The sequence below is a fragment of the Lentzea albida genome (genome assembly GCF_900111005.1).
Lineage (GTDB): Bacteria > Actinomycetota > Actinomycetes > Mycobacteriales > Pseudonocardiaceae > Lentzea > Lentzea albida.
Genome location: NZ_FOFV01000006.1, coordinates 72,519 through 88,854, shown reverse-complemented (window position 1 = coordinate 88,854; position 16,336 = coordinate 72,519). Strand labels below are relative to the sequence as shown.

Annotated in this window: 14 protein-coding genes; 9 read left to right on the top strand and 5 right to left on the bottom strand. The window is 69.8% G+C overall.

Translation table 11 applies throughout. The annotated features are described in order from the left end of the window. The first annotated feature begins 11 nt into the window (after positions 1–11). Together BMY74_RS17230 and BMY74_RS17225 are read left to right on the top strand one after the other, a co-directional pair. Positions 12–1,340: a SulP family inorganic anion transporter gene (locus BMY74_RS17230; RefSeq protein ID WP_089917159.1), complete on the top strand. Its 1,329-nt coding sequence runs from the start codon at positions 12–14 to the stop codon at positions 1,338–1,340. Positions 1,341–1,488: 148 nt separating this feature from the next. Beyond that, positions 1,489–2,301 carry a DNA/RNA non-specific endonuclease gene (locus BMY74_RS17225; protein WP_089917157.1) on the top strand — a complete coding sequence of 271 codons (813 nt, stop codon included), beginning with the start codon at positions 1,489–1,491 and terminating at the stop codon, positions 2,299–2,301. Between the two features lie 28 nt (positions 2,302–2,329). Here the strand turns inward: BMY74_RS17225 and BMY74_RS17220 are convergent, their stop codons facing one another. Together BMY74_RS17220 and BMY74_RS17215 are read right to left on the bottom strand one after the other, a co-directional pair. After that, a complete protein-coding gene (locus BMY74_RS17220; RefSeq protein WP_089917156.1) occupies positions 2,330–5,194 on the bottom strand; it encodes an NACHT domain-containing protein in 2,865 nt (954 codons plus the stop codon). 80 nt (positions 5,195–5,274) lie between these two features. Beyond that, on the bottom strand, positions 5,275–7,209 hold the full coding sequence (locus tag BMY74_RS17215; RefSeq protein WP_089917155.1) for a helicase-associated domain-containing protein: 1,935 nt from the start codon (positions 7,207–7,209) through the stop codon (positions 5,275–5,277). Positions 7,210–7,466: 257 nt separating this feature from the next. Here BMY74_RS17215 and BMY74_RS17210 point away from each other — a divergent pair, with 257 nt between their 5' ends. Further along, entirely contained in the window at positions 7,467–8,183 is a 717-nt protein-coding gene (locus tag BMY74_RS17210) for a DUF2461 domain-containing protein (protein ID WP_089917153.1), read from the top strand. Here BMY74_RS17210 and BMY74_RS17205 read toward each other — a convergent pair. Then, positions 8,131–8,475 carry a VanZ family protein gene (locus BMY74_RS17205; protein WP_089917151.1) on the bottom strand — a complete coding sequence of 115 codons (345 nt, stop codon included), beginning with the start codon at positions 8,473–8,475 and terminating at the stop codon, positions 8,131–8,133. The genes BMY74_RS17210 and BMY74_RS17205 overlap by 53 nt on opposite strands. Before the next feature lie 64 nt (positions 8,476–8,539). Here BMY74_RS17205 and pyk point away from each other — a divergent pair, with 64 nt between their 5' ends. The 3 genes from pyk to BMY74_RS17190 all read left to right on the top strand — a co-directional run bounded on the left by pyk (position 8,540) and on the right by BMY74_RS17190 (position 11,614). After that, the gene (gene pyk, locus BMY74_RS17200; RefSeq protein ID WP_089917150.1) at positions 8,540–9,964 is read left to right on the top strand and encodes a pyruvate kinase; all 1,425 of its coding nucleotides are present in this window, start codon (positions 8,540–8,542) and stop codon (positions 9,962–9,964) included. A gap of 101 nt (positions 9,965–10,065) precedes the next feature. Beyond that, positions 10,066–10,968, top strand: coding sequence for an acyl-CoA thioesterase II (tesB, locus tag BMY74_RS17195; RefSeq protein WP_089917149.1), 903 nt, complete (start codon positions 10,066–10,068; stop codon positions 10,966–10,968). An 82-nt stretch (positions 10,969–11,050) separates the two neighbouring features. After that, positions 11,051–11,614, top strand: a complete 564-nt coding sequence (locus tag BMY74_RS17190) for a Uma2 family endonuclease (protein WP_089917147.1) — start codon at positions 11,051–11,053, stop codon at positions 11,612–11,614. Here BMY74_RS17190 and BMY74_RS17185 read toward each other — a convergent pair. Then, positions 11,611–12,120: an Lrp/AsnC family transcriptional regulator gene (locus BMY74_RS17185; protein WP_089917146.1), complete on the bottom strand. Its 510-nt coding sequence runs from the start codon at positions 12,118–12,120 to the stop codon at positions 11,611–11,613. The genes BMY74_RS17190 and BMY74_RS17185 overlap by 4 nt on opposite strands. 60 nt (positions 12,121–12,180) lie before the next feature. On the opposite strand from BMY74_RS17185, the gene BMY74_RS17180 reads away from it, so the two are divergent. After that, the gene (locus BMY74_RS17180) at positions 12,181–12,774 is read left to right on the top strand and encodes a LysE family translocator (protein WP_089917144.1); all 594 of its coding nucleotides are present in this window, start codon (positions 12,181–12,183) and stop codon (positions 12,772–12,774) included. Here the strand turns inward: BMY74_RS17180 and BMY74_RS17175 are convergent. Next, positions 12,757–13,059, bottom strand: a complete 303-nt coding sequence (locus BMY74_RS17175) for a DUF2218 domain-containing protein (RefSeq protein ID WP_089917142.1) — start codon at positions 13,057–13,059, stop codon at positions 12,757–12,759. The genes BMY74_RS17180 and BMY74_RS17175 overlap by 18 nt on opposite strands. 282 nt (positions 13,060–13,341) lie before the next feature. Between BMY74_RS17175 and gndA the strand changes: the two genes are divergently transcribed. Continuing rightward, positions 13,342–14,772: an NADP-dependent phosphogluconate dehydrogenase gene (gene gndA / locus BMY74_RS17170; protein WP_089917140.1), complete on the top strand. Its 1,431-nt coding sequence runs from the start codon at positions 13,342–13,344 to the stop codon at positions 14,770–14,772. Beyond that, positions 14,769–16,298, top strand: coding sequence for a D-alanyl-D-alanine carboxypeptidase/D-alanyl-D-alanine endopeptidase (gene dacB / locus BMY74_RS17165; RefSeq protein ID WP_177229790.1), 1,530 nt, complete (start codon positions 14,769–14,771; stop codon positions 16,296–16,298). The genes gndA and dacB overlap by 4 nt, the downstream gene beginning before the upstream one ends. Positions 16,299–16,336 lie beyond the last annotated feature (38 nt).

Here is a 16,336-nt window from a genome sequence, read left to right as displayed (position 1 = left end):
GTCTCGACGTGATGAAGAAGCATTGGACCGATCTCGGCGCATCGGTCGTCGTGTTCCTCGTGGCGCTGCCGCTGTGCGTGGGCGTGGCGGTGGCGTCCGGGGTGCCGGCCGAACTCGGCATCGTGACGGGAGTGGTCGGCGGCATCGTCGTCGGCCTGCTGCCGGGCAGCACGATGCAGGTGAGCGGACCGGCCGCCGGGCTGACGGTGCTGGTGGCGGACGCCGTGTCCCGGCACGGACTGGAAGCGCTGGGCGTCATCGTCCTCGGCGCCGGACTGCTGCAGGTCGCGCTGGGCTTAGCCCGGTGCGGGCGCTGGTTCCGCGCGATCTCCCCGTCGGTGGTGCAGGGCATGCTCGCCGGCATCGGGCTGGTGCTGATCTTCGGCCAGCTCAAGCACCTGGTCGTCTCGCCCGTGGCGGCCGCGCTCGGCCTGCTCACCGTGCTGATCATGCTGCTGTGGCAGCGCACGCCGATGCGCGTGGTGCCCGGCATGCTCGTCGGCGTGGTCGTCTGCACCGCGATCGCGACGGTGTTCGCGTCGTCGGTCGAGAAGATCACGGTCGGCACCCTGTCGACGGACGTGCACCTGCCGAACTTCTCGTTGCTCGACACCGGGGTCATCGGCACGGCAGTGGTGTTCGCCCTCGTCGCCTCTGCCGAGAGCATGTTCAGCGCCGCCGCGGTCGACCGCATGCACAGCGGCCCGCGCACGCAGTACAACAAGGAGCTGGTGGCGCAGGGCGTCGGCAACTCGATCTGCGGCCTGCTCGGCGCGCTGCCGATGACGGCGGTGATCGTGCGCAGCTCGGCCAACGTGGCGGCGGGGGCCAGGACGAAGGCGTCCCGGGTGCTGCACGGCGTGTGGCTGCTGCTGTTCGTTGTACTGCTGCCGGGGCTGCTGACGCTGATCCCGATCGCCGTGCTGGCGGCGGTGCTGGTGCACGCCGGGTGGAAGCTGCTCGGCCTGCGCGAGGTCGTCGCGTTGTGGCGCACGGACAAGGCCGAGATGGGCATCTTCGTGCTGACGGCCGGGCTCATCGTGGGCACCGACCTGCTGACCGGCACGGTGGTGGGCCTGCTCGCCGCGGTGGTCAAGACGGCCTGGGACGTGTCGAGGCTGCAGGTGACCGTGACACCGGAGGGGGTGGCGTTGCGCGGCAACGCGACCTTCCTGCGGCTGCCCGTTCTGCTGGACGAACTGGAGCGGGTCGACCGCGAGCACGTCCGGATGGACCTGAGCGGGGTCCGGCACCTCGACCAGGCCTGCGGGCAGGCGATCGACCAGTGGGTCGACCAGTCGCGCAAGGCCGGCAGGACCGTCGAGCTCGTCGGACGGTAGCGGTGCGGGCGCCGCGGCCGCCGGGTCGCGGCGCCTTCCCGCCGAACCGGTGGGGAAGAGCCGGTGAACATTGGGCCGTTCGGGTGCACGGGGCTAACGCCCGTGTGGGAGATGTCGACCCTGAAGGTGAACCAGTAGGGGGCGACACATGACCAGCGCAGGGTTTGACCCGAAGTTCCTCGGCACCACCGCCGGCATCCCGGTCCTGACCGAGTCGGGCGCGGCCGACGCGGTGGAGCTCGACGGCGAGACCACGATCGACTACACGCACTTCTCCCTCGCGATGAGCAAGTCGCGCAGGTTCGCGAGCTGGGTCGCCTGGAACGTCGACGGCGGCGAGCTGAAGGCGTTGAGCCGCAGCAACATCCCGTTCGTCAAGGACCCGCGCGTCCCGGCGCAGTTCCAGACCGGCGACGAGCTCTACCGCGACAACCGGCTCGACCGCGGCCACCTCGCCCGGCGCGCCGACCTGTGCTGGGGCCCGAAGGCCGAGGCGCAGAAGGCGAACAAGGACTCGTTCTTCTTCACGAACATCACGCCGCAGATGGACGACTTCAACCAGAGCACGAAGGAAGGGCTCTGGGGCAGGCTCGAGGACGCGGTGCTCGCGGACGTCGACGTCGACAACCTCAAGGTCAGCGTCTACGGCGGGCCGGTCTTCAACGCCGACGACCGTGTGTTCCGCGGTGTCGCGATCCCGCGCGAGTTCTACAAGGCGATCGCGTTCGTGGTGGACGGCGAGCTGAGGTGCAGCGCGTTCCTGCTGACGCAGAACATCGTCCTGGCCGAGGCGCTGGACCTGGACGAGTTCCGGGTGTTCCAGGTGTCGCTGGCGGAGCTCGAGAAGCGGCTGAGCCTGACGTTCCCGGCCGAGCTGCACGGAGCCGACACGGCGTCGGTGCAGCTGCTGGAGGAGGGGGAGCGCAAGCCGCTGGACAGCCTGGCGGACATCCGGTGGTGACGTAGGCGCGTGGGCGGCCCGCCCGGCGTCACGTCGTGACGGTCACCCCGGGCAGCCGCTCCCGCAGCTCCTCCAGCCGCGCCAAGGACTCCGGCTGGTGCACCACGAGCCGGTCCAACGCGGGCAGCGCGCGCAGGTCGCCCACCGCCGGCACCCCGAACACCTCCAGCGCCGTGACGGTCGGCCACCGCTCCAGCCCCGCGAGCGGGTACGGCGGCCGGTGGTCGATCGCCAGCTCGCGCAACGCGGGCAGGTCGGGCAACGCGGCCAGCCCCTCGTCGGTGCCCGAGTCGCGGATCTGCAACCTCCGCAGCGCACCGCCGTCGAGCGACTCCAGGTCGACGCGGCTGAAGTGCAGGTGCAGCTCGTCGAGGTCCTTCACCGGCGCCAGGTCGATCCGCCCCAGCGGACGGCAGCGGCTCAGGTGCAGCTCCTTCAACGAGCGCGAGATCCCCAACGGCGAGAGGTCGCGCATGACCTCGTTCTGCCACAGCTCCAGCCGGTGCAGCGACGGCATGGCGCCCAGCGGGTCCAGCGGGTTGATGTTGCCGATGCACCGCACGTACCGCAGCTTCTCCAGGTGCATGATGAACTGGATCCGGTGCCAGCCGCGGACGTCCACCCGCCGGTCACCGAAGTCCACTTTGGACAGCACGGACCTGGCGTACTTCTCCGCGTCCGGCGTGTTCCGCCACGCCCGCAGCAGCTCGTCGATGACCATCACGTGGTCCACGGCCACGAACTCCGCGATCCGCTCCCACGCGCCCTCGCCGCCGATGTTGGCGAGGGTCCGCACGACGTACGCGGCTTCCCCGGAGGCCTCCGGGCCCGGCAGCAGGTCCACCACGAACGACCCGGCCTCGGCCAGGGCGTCGGCGTGCGCGAAGCTCGTCGGCGGGATCAGCGAGGCGGCCGCGGCCGTCACCTGGGCCCGAGCGGTCTCCGGTTCGATCACGTCGGCCTGGTCGAGGCACGCCAGCGCGAGCAGCCGCAGCTTGTCCCGGCCGCGCTCGTCCTTGCGCGTGTCGTCGTTGCCCGCCAGCAGCTCCATCAGCACGCGGGCCCGTTCGCGCGGGCGGGCGTGCGCGACCGCCATGACCACGACGTCGTGCCACTCGTCGAGATGTGCCCTGTCCACCAGCAGGTTCAGGTCGCCCGCGTCCACGACCTCCTTGGCCGCCAGGTAGTCGCGGAACGTCCGGTGCACGAACTGCACGCGTTCCGACGGCACCTCCCGCAGCAACCCGGCCCGTTCCAGCAGACGCTGCATCGCGTCGTCCGGGTCGATGTCGTGCGAGCGCAGCCCGCGCATCGCGTTGCCGAGCCGGTGCACGGCCTCCTCGCGCGGCACCGTCAGCTCGCGGTTGCGCACCAGCGAGTACGCGAACCGTTGCAGCAGGACGAGCTGCTCCTCCTTGGAGAACGACGGCAGCGCGAGCCCCCGGTCCTCGTCCCACCGCACCAGCAGCAGGTCCAGCGCGGCCTCGTACAACGAGCGGCGGTCGCGCGGCAGGTGCATGTTCCGGTCCTGGTGCAACGCGCACAACAGCCCGGCGAGCAACGGGCTCGACGCCAGCCGCCGCAGGTCCGGCCGCTTCGCGAGCGTCGCCACCAGCCGTGCCTCGCAGTCGGTCAGCCACACCCGCGCGTCCCGCGACAGGCCCGGCTCGTCGCGGGCGGCGGTGTGCCAGGCCTCCACGAAGTCGCGGACACCCTTGTCGCTCAACGGCAGCAGGTCGAACGCGGCGAAGTCCAGGTCCTCCAGCCAGTCCTCCGGCACCGCCGCCGGACGCGTCGTGATCGCGTACCGGGCGCCGGGGTAGGCGGTGACGAGCTCCTCGAGCCACCGCCGCGCCTCGGCCCTGCGCTCCCAGACGAGCTCGTCCACACCGTCGACCAGGACGAGCGCGCGGCCCTCCTTCAGGCGTGCGGTGACCCAGCCGGGCGGTTTCTCCTCCTCGATCATCGAGGCGGTCGCCGAGATGAACTCCTCCGGCTTCGGCAGCGTCGTGTACTGCCGCAACGGCACGAAGAACGGCACCAGCCCGAGCCACTCGTCGCCCGAGGCCCGCGTCTGGCCCAGCGCGTTCATCGCGAGCCAGCGCAGGAACGTCGTCTTGCCCGCGCCCGCGCCGCCCCGGATGAGCACCCGGTGCGCGTCCGCCAGTGCCGCCGCGACCGGCAGTCCGGCCCCCGTCAGCTCGTCGGTGTCCCCGACCCGGGCCACCGCCAGCGACACGTACGACGAGTCGAACGAGTGCCTGCGCGGCGCCCGCCCGCGCGTCACGCCGAACAGCTCCAAACCGCCCAGCGCGTGCGCGACCTGGTCGGCGTAGCGGTCCTCGAAGTCCCGGTGGGCCGCAGTCCGAGCGAGTTGCTGCTGGTCCGCGAGTCGCGCCACGGCGTCGGCGGTCGCGCGGCCCATCCGGAACACCTCCACCGCGAGCCGGCGCGCGTACTCCGGTTGCGACCACACCAGTTCGACGACCGCCACGCACACCCGCAGCAGCAACGCGTCGTAGACCGCCGTCGCCTGCTCGGACAGGCCCGCCGCCCGCCGGATCCGCTCCGACCTCGCCATCACGTGGGCCCGCAACGACTCGGGCGTCAGCATGACCTTGAGCGCCTCGTCCGGGCGCAACGGCAGCGAGGCCTCGATCGACTCGCGCACCGCGTCCACGGCGGCCTGCCACTCGTGTTCCTCGACGGTGCTCAGCTCACCGCGGGCGAGCTCCGCGCTGACCCGTTCCACCAGGGGCCCCGGCCGGGTCAGCTCTCGTTGCCGCTTCTTGTCCTTGGCGCCCTTGTGTACGACCTCGAACAGACCGAGCAGCACGCGCTCCAGCACGGTCTCCAGCACCATCAGCAGTCCGGCGGAAAACGGGTCGGCCACACCTCCAGTATCAGCACGTGATCACCTGGCGGCGGCGGACTTCACCAGCTGTTCATCCGCCCAGGCTCAGCCGCTCCGGTTCACCTGGGCAGGTCCACCTCGGGCAGGGCGACCTTGCGGACGTGGCCGATGTCGAACTCCCTGCTCGTGCCGTCCCCGCAGTCCGCGCTCACCACGCCGTCGAGGTGCTTGGTCGGCACGATCACGTGCGTCTCCGTCCTGCGCGGCCCGGTCGCGTACTTGATCTCGACGCGGCTCCCGTCGACCAGCGCCGACGACAGCAGCACGACCTCCTCGTCGCGCAGGAAGACGTTCTGGTCGCGCAGCATCCGCGCCGCGTTGGCCCGCGGTGTGCCGCGCCCGACGCCCGGTTTCTCCTGCTCCACCAGCCGGACCGCGAGCTGGGTCAGCTCCAGGTCGTCCATCTCCGTGCGCCACCAGCGCTCCGGGCGGCGCTCGCCGCGGGCGGGCGCACGACGCCGTTCGACACTCTCCACGATGGACTTCTCGCCGGCGTCGAGCCCGGTCGGCGCGTACCCGCACCGGCGCAGCGCCACGAGGGTCTCGGCCATCGGCCGGTCCGAGGCCAGCACGGTCGGCGCGAGGAACCGCAGCTTCAGCGGCCCCAGCCGCTTCGACCTCACGATCTCCTGCAGCAACGCGGGATCCGAGGCCCGCACGCAGCTCGCCACGTCCGTCACCGTCAGCTGGCCGTGCCGGCGCGCCACGTCCCGCACCTGGTACTCGACGACCTGCGGCAGGGCGGTCTCCGACACCGAAGCGAGCTTCGCGAGCACGTCGTCGGCGGACAGCCCCGAGTCGAGCGCGCGCCGCACCGATCCGGCGGACAGCCGCCACACCCGTGCCGCGTCGTTGTCCTCCAGGTCCGCCACGAGGTTCAGCGTCGCGCTCAGCTCCGGCGACGGCAACCCGTTCACCACCGCCGTCATGTCCGTCTGGAACGCGGCCTTCTGCGTCGCCGGGGGCATCAACGCGCACGCCGCGGCTTCGACGTCACCGTCCTCCAGCACCGCCACGCCCAACTGCGTCAGCGCGCCACCGGCGACCAGGCCGAGCGATTCCATCTCGGCCACCACCGCCGCCGTCGCGCGCAGGTCGTGCACCGCGGGACGTTCCCAGGACAGGTCCTCGACCAGTTCGCTGATGTCGGTGAAGGCCTCCTGGGCCGAGAACCGCTCCAGCGCACCGCGCCGCAGCGCGAGGCCGGCGGCACCGGTGTAGTCGCGCAACGCCGCCCGCGCCTGGTCCGGCTCCGGCCGCCAGTCCATCCGCCGCCACGCCGCGACCAGCGCCGCGAGCCGCGGCCCCGGTTGCGAGTCGAGCCACGCGTCACCGTGCCTCGTCGGCAGCAGCCGCGAGCGTTCGACCCCGACGAGCTGGGCCTCGGCGGCGAGCTCCAGCCAGAGTCGCAGCACGCCGTCCGAGACCCGCAGCGCCCGCGCGACCCGCCGGATCTCCACCGTCGCCACGCCACCGGTGTACCGCGCGTCGAACGTGTCCTGCTCGCAGTGCGCCAGCAACCGCGCCACTCCGTCCACAGTGGACATGGCGGGCACGATCGGCGAGATCTCGGAAGCCCTGCGCTTCCTCGGCGTCCGCGGTCGCAACGTCAGCTGACCCTGCACGGCGCCGGTCGCCCGCACGGAGTTCACCGCGGCGAGCCTCGGCCCCTCCGGCCAGGCCAGCGCCCGCCGCTTGAGCTCGCCGAGCGCCCGTTCGAAGTCGCCCACCGAGCACCGCAGTTCGGCGCACACCGTGTCGATCGTCCCGTTGTTGCCCTGCGCGACGATCGCGCCGAGCACGTCGAGCGCGCCCTGGTCCAGCGTGGCCTCGGCGGCGTGCACCGAGTCGGAGTCGGTGAGCTGGGTCGCCAGGTCCTTCAGCGTGCGGAGGTAGCGGTCCGCGACGTCGCGGCGGTGCACGAGTACCGCGGCCACCTCGTCCGGTCCCAGTTGGAGGAGCCAGGAAGCGAGCGCGTTGATGCGGCGTGGCATTCGTCGGATTATGGCCCGGTTGTGTGTCCTCAAACGAATTTTCACGCACATGGGCGATCGGGCGTTCACGACTTCGGCCTATTGACGCGTCCGTGCGGCCTGCGGATTGCTCCCCCTGGACATCCAGTCGAATGCGTGTTCGATAAGCTGGTCCGCACCCGAGGCGCCTTCGCCGGCCGCCGTCCAGCAGGATCAGAACCTGGCGTCGTCCGCGGTGTGGCGCCGGGTGGGTCCTTCTGCGGAGGAGATGCAGGGCGATGAGGCAGGAAGTTTCGCGGGTGCGGTCCAGTCGCGCCGGAAACCCCAGCGGTCGGTCGGGGAAGCACGCCGGGTTCAGCGGTTTCGGCGAGTACGCCATCGACTTCTTCGACGGTCTGGTCCTGGACAACTCGAAGGCGTACTGGGACGACAACAAGGAGACCTACCTGCGCGACGTGCGGGCGCCGATGGAGGCGCTGCTGCTCGCGCTGGAGAAGGAGTTCGGCGAGGGCAAGGTGTTCCGGCCGTACCGCGACGTGCGGTTCGCCAAGGACAAGACGCCGTACAAGGACCACTGCGGCGGCGTGATCGAGAAGGGCCGCGGCGGCGGCGCGTACTACGTGCAGCTCAGCCCCGAGGGCCTGATGGTCGGCGGCGGCTCGTTCCACATGCAGTCGGACCAGCTGGCCCGCTACCGCGCCTCGGTCGACGCCCACGGCGTCCTGCTGCGCGGGATCGTGGACAAGCTCGTCAAGCAGGGCTGGACGGTGGCGGGCGACGTGATGAAGTCCAAGCCGCGCGGGTTCGACGACGACCACCCGCACCTCGACCTGCTCAAGCACCGGTCGATCTACGTGCGCAAGGTGTGGGAGCCGGACGACGTGCTGCACGAGCCGGGCTGTCTCGACAGGGTGCGCAAGTCGTGGAGGCAGCTCAAGGACTTCAACGCGTGGTGCGAGGACCACGTCGGCGTGAGCGAACAGCCGCGGCGATAGCCCAGCCGAGGCCGATCCCGAGCACGTCCACCAGGGCGTCGAGCACGTCCCCGCTGCGGTGCAGCGGCGTGATCAACTGCTGCAACACCTCCGAAACCCCTGCGTAAACGACGAGCGCGAGCAGGATGTGACGAATCCTCGCGTACAGGCCGGTGAACGCCAGAAGGGCGAACAGCAGGGTGTGGACGACCTTGTCCGTGCCCGGCGGGGAACTCGGCACACCTGACTCGGGGGTGAACAGGACGATGACGCTGAGCAACGCCGCGGTCACGAAAGGCAGTACTCGACCCATTGCGGAAACATTACCCAGGAGTAGTTCGGGATCGGTCCAGGAACGGGGTCTACTCTCTCTAGACGTGAGTCGACGCGCAAAGATCGTCTGTACCCTCGGTCCCGCCACTGGCACGCCGGACAAGGTCCGCGACCTGGTAGCGGCCGGTATGGACGTGGCCAGGATGAACTTCAGCCACGGCAGCCATGCCGACCACAAGCAGGTTTACGACATGGTCCGCGCGGCAGCCGACGAGTCGGGCCGCGCCGTGGGCATCCTCGCCGACCTCCAGGGCCCCAAGATCCGCCTCGGCCGTTTCGCCGCGGGTCCGGTCGACTGGAACACCGGCGACGTCGTCCGCGTCACCGTCGAAGACGTCGAGGGCACGCACGACCGCGTGTCGACGACGTACAAGGAGCTCGCGAAGGACGCCAAGGTCGGCGACCGCCTGCTCGTGGACGACGGCAAGGTCGGCCTCGTGGTCGTCGACGTCGAAGGTTCCGACGTCGTGTGCGAGGTCACCGAAGGCGGACCCGTCAGCAACAACAAGGGCCTTTCGCTGCCCGGCATGGACGTGTCCGTGCCCGCGCTGTCCGAGAAGGACATCGAGGACCTCGAGTTCGCGCTCTCGCTGGGCGTGGACTTCATCGCCCTGTCGTTCGTGCGCTCGCCGGCGGACATCGACCTGGTCCACCAGGTCATGGACCGCTCGGGCAGCAAGCGCCTCCCGGTGATCGCGAAGATCGAGAAGCCGGAGGCCGTGGACAACCTCGAGGCCATCGTCCTCGCGTTCGACGGCGTCATGGTCGCCCGCGGTGACCTGGGCGTCGAGCTCCCGCTGGAGCACGTGCCGCTCGTGCAGAAGCGCGCGATCCAGATCGCCCGCGAGAACGCGAAGCCGGTCATCGTCGCGACCCAGATGCTCGACTCGATGATCACCAACTCCCGCCCGACCCGCGCCGAGACGTCCGACGTCGCGAACGCGGTGCTCGACGGCGCGGACGCCCTGATGCTGTCCGGCGAGACCTCGGTCGGCCGCTACGCCATCGAGTCCGTGCAGACCATGGGCCGCATCATCGAGGCCGTCGAGACCGAGTCGGTCGTCGTGCCGCCGCTGACGCACGTCCCGCGCACCAAGCGCGGCGTGATCTCGTACGCGGCCCGCGACATCGGCGAGCGCCTCAACGCCAAGGCCCTGGTCGCGTTCACGCAGTCCGGTGACACGGTCCGCCGTCTCGCGCGCCTGCACACGCACCTGCCGCTGCTGGCGTTCACGCCGGAGCCCGCGGTGCGCTCGCAGCTCGCGCTGACGTGGGGCACCGAGACGTTCCTGGTGCCGCGCGTGGAGTCCACCGACGAGATGGTCCGCCAGGTCGACGTGGCCATGATCGAGATCGGCCGCTACCAGGCCGGCGACCTCATGGTCGTCGTCGCCGGCTCGCCTCCCGGCACCATCGGCTCGACGAACCTCATCCGCGTGCACCGGCTGGGCGAGGACGACCACGCGTAAGTGGTCGGCCTCTCAGTCACGACGGCGGCCCCGCCCCCTCATACTGGTCGTGTGAGGGTGCGGGGCCGTTTCGCGCCTGATGGTTGAGGGAGAGTTCTGCCGTGACTGAGGCCGCCCGTGCCGCCGCTTCGCACCCGTCCGGGGTGAGCGGACAATCCGCAGTGGACGACCTGGTCGCGTTGCTCGACCTGGAACGCATCGAGGAGAACATTTACCGCGGTGTGTCCCCGGCGGAGTCGCCGGTGCGCGTCTTCGGCGGCCAGGTGGCGGGCCAGGCCCTGGTGGCCGCCGGCCGCACCGTCCCGGTCGAACGCCGCGTGCACTCGCTGCACTCGTACTTCATCCGCCCCGGCGACCCGCGCGTGCCGATCGTGTACGAGGTGGACCGCATCCGCGACGGCCGCTCGTTCACCACCCGCCGCGTCGTGGCCGTGCAGCACGGCAAGGCGATCTTCTCGCTCTCCGCGTCGTTCCAGGTGGAGGAACAGGGCGTCGAGCACACCTCGGAGATGCCGGACGTGCCGGACCCCGAGTCGCTGCCGACGTGGAGCGAGTCCGTGGCCGGCTACTCGCTGGTGAACCTGAAGTTCCCGCGCCCCATCGACGTCCGCTACGTGACGGAGCCGCCGTGGGAGTCGCGTGAGGACGGTCCGGGCGCGGCCGCGTCCCAGGTGTGGATGAAGGCGGACGGCAAGCTGCCGGACGACCCCATGTTGCAGCTCTGCGTCATGACGTACGCGTCGGACATGACGTTGCTGGACGGGGTTCTGGCGCGGCACGGCGTGTACTGGGGGCTGGACAAGGTCCTCGGGGCGTCACTGGACCACGCCATGTGGTTCCACCGTCCGTTCCGGGCCGACGAGTGGTTGTTGTACGACACCTCTTCGCCTTCCGCCTCCGGGAACCGGGGGCTGGCGACCGGGCGGTTCTTCACGCAGGACGGGCAGTTGGTGGCGACCGTCGTGCAGGAGGGATTGATCCGGGTGATCAAGCCGTCCGAGTGATGGCATGGAGGATCTCCAAGCAGGAAGCTGGTGAGAGCTGGTGGCGGAAGGCACTCCATCGAGGCCGGAGAAGGGTGATCACATGACCGCTGAAGCGTGGCCGGATCACCTGGCAACGGTGACTTTGGACGAGTGGGACGCGATGCCAGAGGACAAGAACCTCGAGCTCGTGGATGGAGTCCTGCACGTGGTGGCCGCGGCCGTACCTGCACATCAGAAGGCTCAGAGCAGGCTGGACAACTGGCTCGACGAGCAACTGCCACAGAGCTTGGTCTCCTACCAGGACGTCGACGTGGTGATCGACAACTCGGACCGGCCCACCGTGCGCAAGCCCGACATCGTCGTGGTGACGGCGGAGGCGGCCGATCGCAACCCCAAGCGCTTCGACGCGAAGGACGTGGTCCTCGCGGTGGAGATCGTGTCACCCGGCTCCGAGCGGGTCGATCGCGTCACCAAGCCCACGCAGTACGCCAAAGCCGGAATCGCGCACTACTGGTTGGTCGAACTGGCCGACCCGATCAGCCTGACGGCCTTCGAACTCGTCGACGGCATCTACAAACTCGTGGAAGACGGTGTGGGCGAGGTGGAGCTGACCCGGCCCGCTCCGCTGTCCTTCGACCTCGACGCGCTGACCCGCCGCCGTTAGTCCACGCGACGCCGCCGATGGGTCGGCCGCAGGTTCGCGGGCGGCGTCAAAGCGCGGGTCTCCACCCGCTCCAGCACCACCGACGACGTCAGGTTCCGCACCTCCGTCCGCGATGCGATCTTGTCCATCAGGAACGCCTGCAGGTGCGTGGAACCGGCCACGGCGATGTGGATCAGGAAGTCGGCCTGCCCGGACACGTGGAAGATCGACCGCGTCTCCGGCTGCGCCATCACGAACGCCCGGAACCCGGCCACCACCACACGGGTGTGCGGCCGCACGTTCACCGAGATCACGGCCTCCAGAGGCAGCCCGGTGGTCGCGGGGTCCACCACGGCGTGCGACCCCGTGATCACCCCGAGGTCGCGCAGCCGGCGCACGCGCTGCAGGCAGGACGACGGCGCGAGCCCGACGATCTCCGCCAGGGTCCGGTTCGGGAGGGTGGCGTCGTTCTGCAACTCCTCCAGGATGTGCCAGTCGACCGAATCCAGTTCGGCTTGTTCGCGCATAACCGAACATCGTACTGACCTGCTGGAACGCACACGAACAAAGCGCAGACGATCTGCGTCATGCACATCGCGTGGACGTCGTTCCTGCTGGCACTCGTGGTCATCACGGTCGTGCCCGGACCCGACTTCGTACTGGTCATGGGGAACGCGGTCAGGAGCTTCCGCAAGGGCGTCGAGGCGGCGCTCGGCGTGCTGACCGGGCTCCTGGTCCACGGGACGCTCGCGACGGTCGGGTTGTCCGCGCTCGTGGCGGCGGCGCCCACGGCGTTGTTCGTGGTCAAGGCGATCGGCGCCGCCTACCTCGCCTACATCGGGTTCATGACGCTCCGGACGGCGAACAAGCCCCTCGCCGAGCAGCCGCAGCAGAAGAACGTGTTCCTGCGTGGCATGTTGTGCGACCTGTTGAACCCCAAGGTGATGCTCACGTTCCTGAGCCTCATCCCGCAGGCGATGGACCCGAACGCCGCGCCGCTGCCGCAGGCGGCGCTGCTCAGCGCGGTCACGGTCGGGGTGTTCGCGGTGTTCTGGGTGATCGTGGTGCCGAGCGCGCGTCAGCTCGGCAGGCTGCTCAGCAGGCCGAGGACCCGCGCGCACTTCGAGCGGGTCTGTGGAACCGCTCTCATCGGGCTGGCGGCGTCAGTTCTCGCTACCTGAGTCCCACGTGACGGTCAGCTCGTCGCGGGTGCCGAAGCGGACGAGGTGGCGCTCCACGACGTCGCGCAGGCGGGCCGTGTCCTCCTCGGAGGACGCCACCACGCGCATCACCAGAACGTCCTCGAGGGCCTCGAACTCGGCCAGGCCCGCCGAGAAGCGCACGAAGCCGCGGCTGTCCTCCCAGGACCCTTCGAGGTCCTTGTGCGTGAAGTGCTTCACCAGCTGCGAGCCGTACCTCGAGGCGCGGTCGGTCGCCGAGCGTCCCACGCTCGTGAATTCCGTCATGAAGCCAACTTACGCCTCGTGGCGTGACACAGAACGTTGGCGGCGCATCCGCGCTCAGCAGGATCCGTCGCGGCACCGCCCCCACGCCCCCGTACAACCAGTACGAGGACGTGGGGGCGGCACCACGACGCACCCGTCTGAACACGAATGCACCGGCAACGTCCTGAGCCACACCACTAGAGGTACGTACCGGCACGTGACGCGGTTCACCTGCCAAAACGGAGTCTGAGAACACCCTGTGACATCTCGCGTAAACCTGAAGAACACGGCAGGCTGTTGCGCATGACGGAAGGCAAAGCACGTATCGCGGTCACCGGTCTGGCCACCATGGGCAGCAACCTCGCGCGCAACCTCGCGCGCCACGGCTTCAAAACCGCCGTGCACAACCGGACCCCCGCGAAGATGAAGGCCCTGCTGGAAGAGCACGGCCACGAGGGCGACTTCGTCGGCGCCGAGACGTTGCAGGACCTGGTCGACAGCCTGCAGACGCCGCGCCAGATCATCATCATGGTCAAGGCCGGTGGCCCCACCGACGCCGTCATCGACGAGCTGAGTGAGATCCTCGAGCCCGGTGACATGGTCATCGACGGCGGCAACGCCCACTACGCCGACACGCGTCGCCGTGAGGCCGCGCTGAAGGAGAAGGGGCTGCTGTTCGTCGGCGCCGGCATCTCCGGTGGCGAGGAGGGCGCGCTCAACGGCCCCAGCATCATGCCGGGCGGCCCGGCCGAGTCCTACAAGCACGTCGGGCCGGTCTTCGAGGAGATCGCGGCCAAGGTGGACGGTCAGCCGTGCTGCGTGCACGTCGGGCCGGACGGCGCCGGGCACTTCGTGAAGATGGTGCACAACGGCATCGAGTACGCCGACATGCAGCTGATCGCCGAGGCCTACGACCTGCTCTCCCGCATCGGCGGGCAGACGCCGGCGGAGATCTCCGAGGTCTTCACGCAGTGGAACTCGGGCGACCTGGAGTCGTACCTGGTCGAGATCACCGCCGAGGTCCTCAAGCACGTCGACGCGAACGGCACGCCGCTCGTGCAGGTCATCGAGGACGCGGCGGAGCAGAAGGGCACCGGCCGCTGGACCGTGCAGGAGGCGCTGGAGCTGGGCGTGCCGGTCACCGGCATCGCCGAGGCCGTGTTCGCGCGCTCGCTGTCCGGCCACACCGACCAGCGCAAGGCCGTGCGCGAGGCGTTCGGCGCCAGCGAGGTCGTCGCGAAGCCGGACGCCGACCTGGTGGACGACGTGCGCCAGGCGCTCTACGCGTCCAAGGTCGTCGCGTACGCGCAGGGCTTCGACATGATCCGCGAGGCGTCGAAGAACTTCGACTGGAACATCGACCTCGGTGCGATGGCGACGATCTGGCGTGGCGGCTGCATCATCCGCGCGCAGTTCCTCAACCGCATCCGCGAGGCCTACGACGCCAACGCGGACATCGAGTCCTTGTTGGTGGACAACTACTTCCGCGACGCGGTGCAGAACGCGGAGGCCGCTTGGCGCAGGGTCGTGGTCCGTGCGGTGGAAGCCGGCGTGCCGACTCCTGGCTTCGTGTCCGCTTTGGCCTACTACGACGGACTTCGCTCCGAGCGCCTGCCCGCCGCGCTCGTCCAGGGACAGCGCGACTTCTTCGGTGCGCACACGTACAGGCGGATCGACAAGCCCGGTAGCTTCCACACGTTGTGGTCGGGTGATCGATCAGAGGTGGAAGCGTGAAATTTCGTGTTCTGGGGGCGGTCGTCGCTGTGGCGGCAGGGTTCTCCCTGACGTCCAGCGGCGGCGCCGTGGCGGTCGGGAACGAGGCCCTCACGGCTGATCTCGACGCGATCCTGGCCGACAACGCGCTCAAGGGCGCGGACGTCGGCCTGGTCGTGCGGGACGCCAACTCCGGAGAAGTGATCTACACCAGGCAGAGCGGCAGGCGGTCGCAGGTCGCGTCGAACCTGAAGCTGCTCACCACGACGACGGCGCTGGACCTGCTGGGCCCCGACCACCGCTGGAAGACCGAACTGGTCTCCAGTGGCACGAGGTCCGGGGCGGCGCTCAACGGCGACCTGGTGCTGCGCGGCGGTGGCGACCCGACGATGTCCCGGCTGCGCTACCAGCAGCTCGCGGACACGTTGAAGGCCAGCGGTGTCACGACCGTGAACGGTGCGTTGGTCGTCGACGACACCAAGTTCGACGCGACGCCGTACGGCACCGGCTGGGCGTGGGACGACGAGCCGTACTCCTACAGCGCGGAGACATCGGCCCTCACCCTCTCGCCGGACGCGAAGTTCAGCGCGGGCACGGTCGTCGTGCGCGTCAAGCCGGGCGCCGCGGCGGGCGCACCGGCCGTCGTGACGACCGAACCGGCGAACGACCACGTGCAGGTCGTGTCCACGGCGACGACCGGCAACGCCGGCATCTCCGTGCAGCGCGAGCACGGCACGAACCGGATCTTCGTCAGCGGGTCGACCTCGGTGGAGACGACGGCGCTGTCGACGGTCAAGGACCCGACGGGACTCGTCACGTCGGTGTTCCAGAAGGCGTTGCAGGCCAGCGGGATCACCGTCACCGGCGGGGTCAAGAGGCAGAAGGCGCCCGCGGGTGCCGCGGTCCTCGCGACCGACACGTCGATGACGCTCGGCGAGCTCGTCAAGCCGTTGCTCAAGGACAGCAACAACATGCTGGCAGAGGTGCTGGTCAAGACCGCGGGTGGCTCGTTCACCAACGGCGTCAACCAGCTCAGCACGAAGTGGGCCGGTCTCGGCGTCGACCCGAACGCGGTCGAGGTCTTCGACGGCTCCGGCATGTCGCGGCTCGACCAGTTCTCGCCCGACGACCTCACGTCGGTGCTGGTCAAGGCGAAGACCAAGCCGTGGTTCGCCGCGTGGCAGGCCTCGCTGCCCGTCGCCGGTGTCGACGGCACCCTGGTCAACCGCATGAAGAACACCCCGGCGGCGGGTAACGTGAAGGCCAAGACGGGGTCGCTCTCGGGCGTCTCCGGCCTGTCCGGCTACGTGACCACGCAGGCGGGCCGCGAGCTGGTGTTCTCGGTGGTGCAGAACAACGTCCTGCTGTTCAACAGCCCGCGCGCCATCGAGGACAGGATCGCCGTGCGCCTGGCCTCGGAGGGCGGGGCGGTGGCGCCGCAGGTGCAGTCCGTGCCGCAGCAGCGCAAGGCTCCGGCGCAGGAACGCACGCCGGTTCCCGCGAAGGAGCGCGTCGACGTGGAGTGCTCCTGGATCGGTACCTGCTAGGAGAAGTCCGAAGTGGAGCCGCCCCGAGCGCTTTCGGG

Excerpts from the sequence above, each read along its gene's own strand:
- BMY74_RS17230 (WP_089917159.1), top strand. The coding sequence starts at position 12 with ATGAAGAAGCATTGGACCGATCTCGGCGCATCGGTCGTCGTGTTCCTC.
- BMY74_RS17225 (WP_089917157.1), top strand. The coding sequence starts at position 1,489 with ATGACCAGCGCAGGGTTTGACCCGAAGTTCCTCGGCACCACCGCCGGC.
- BMY74_RS17215 (WP_089917155.1), bottom strand. The coding sequence starts at position 7,209 with ATGCCACGCCGCATCAACGCGCTCGCTTCCTGGCTCCTCCAACTGGGA.
- BMY74_RS17210 (WP_089917153.1), top strand. The coding sequence starts at position 7,467 with ATGAGGCAGGAAGTTTCGCGGGTGCGGTCCAGTCGCGCCGGAAACCCC.
- BMY74_RS17205 (WP_089917151.1), bottom strand. The coding sequence starts at position 8,475 with ATGGGTCGAGTACTGCCTTTCGTGACCGCGGCGTTGCTCAGCGTCATC.
- BMY74_RS17190 (WP_089917147.1), top strand. The coding sequence starts at position 11,051 with ATGACCGCTGAAGCGTGGCCGGATCACCTGGCAACGGTGACTTTGGAC.
- BMY74_RS17185 (WP_089917146.1), bottom strand. The coding sequence starts at position 12,120 with ATGCGCGAACAAGCCGAACTGGATTCGGTCGACTGGCACATCCTGGAG.
- BMY74_RS17180 (WP_089917144.1), top strand. The coding sequence starts at position 12,181 with ATGCACATCGCGTGGACGTCGTTCCTGCTGGCACTCGTGGTCATCACG.
- BMY74_RS17175 (WP_089917142.1), bottom strand. The coding sequence starts at position 13,059 with ATGACGGAATTCACGAGCGTGGGACGCTCGGCGACCGACCGCGCCTCG.
- gndA (WP_089917140.1), top strand. The coding sequence starts at position 13,342 with ATGACGGAAGGCAAAGCACGTATCGCGGTCACCGGTCTGGCCACCATG.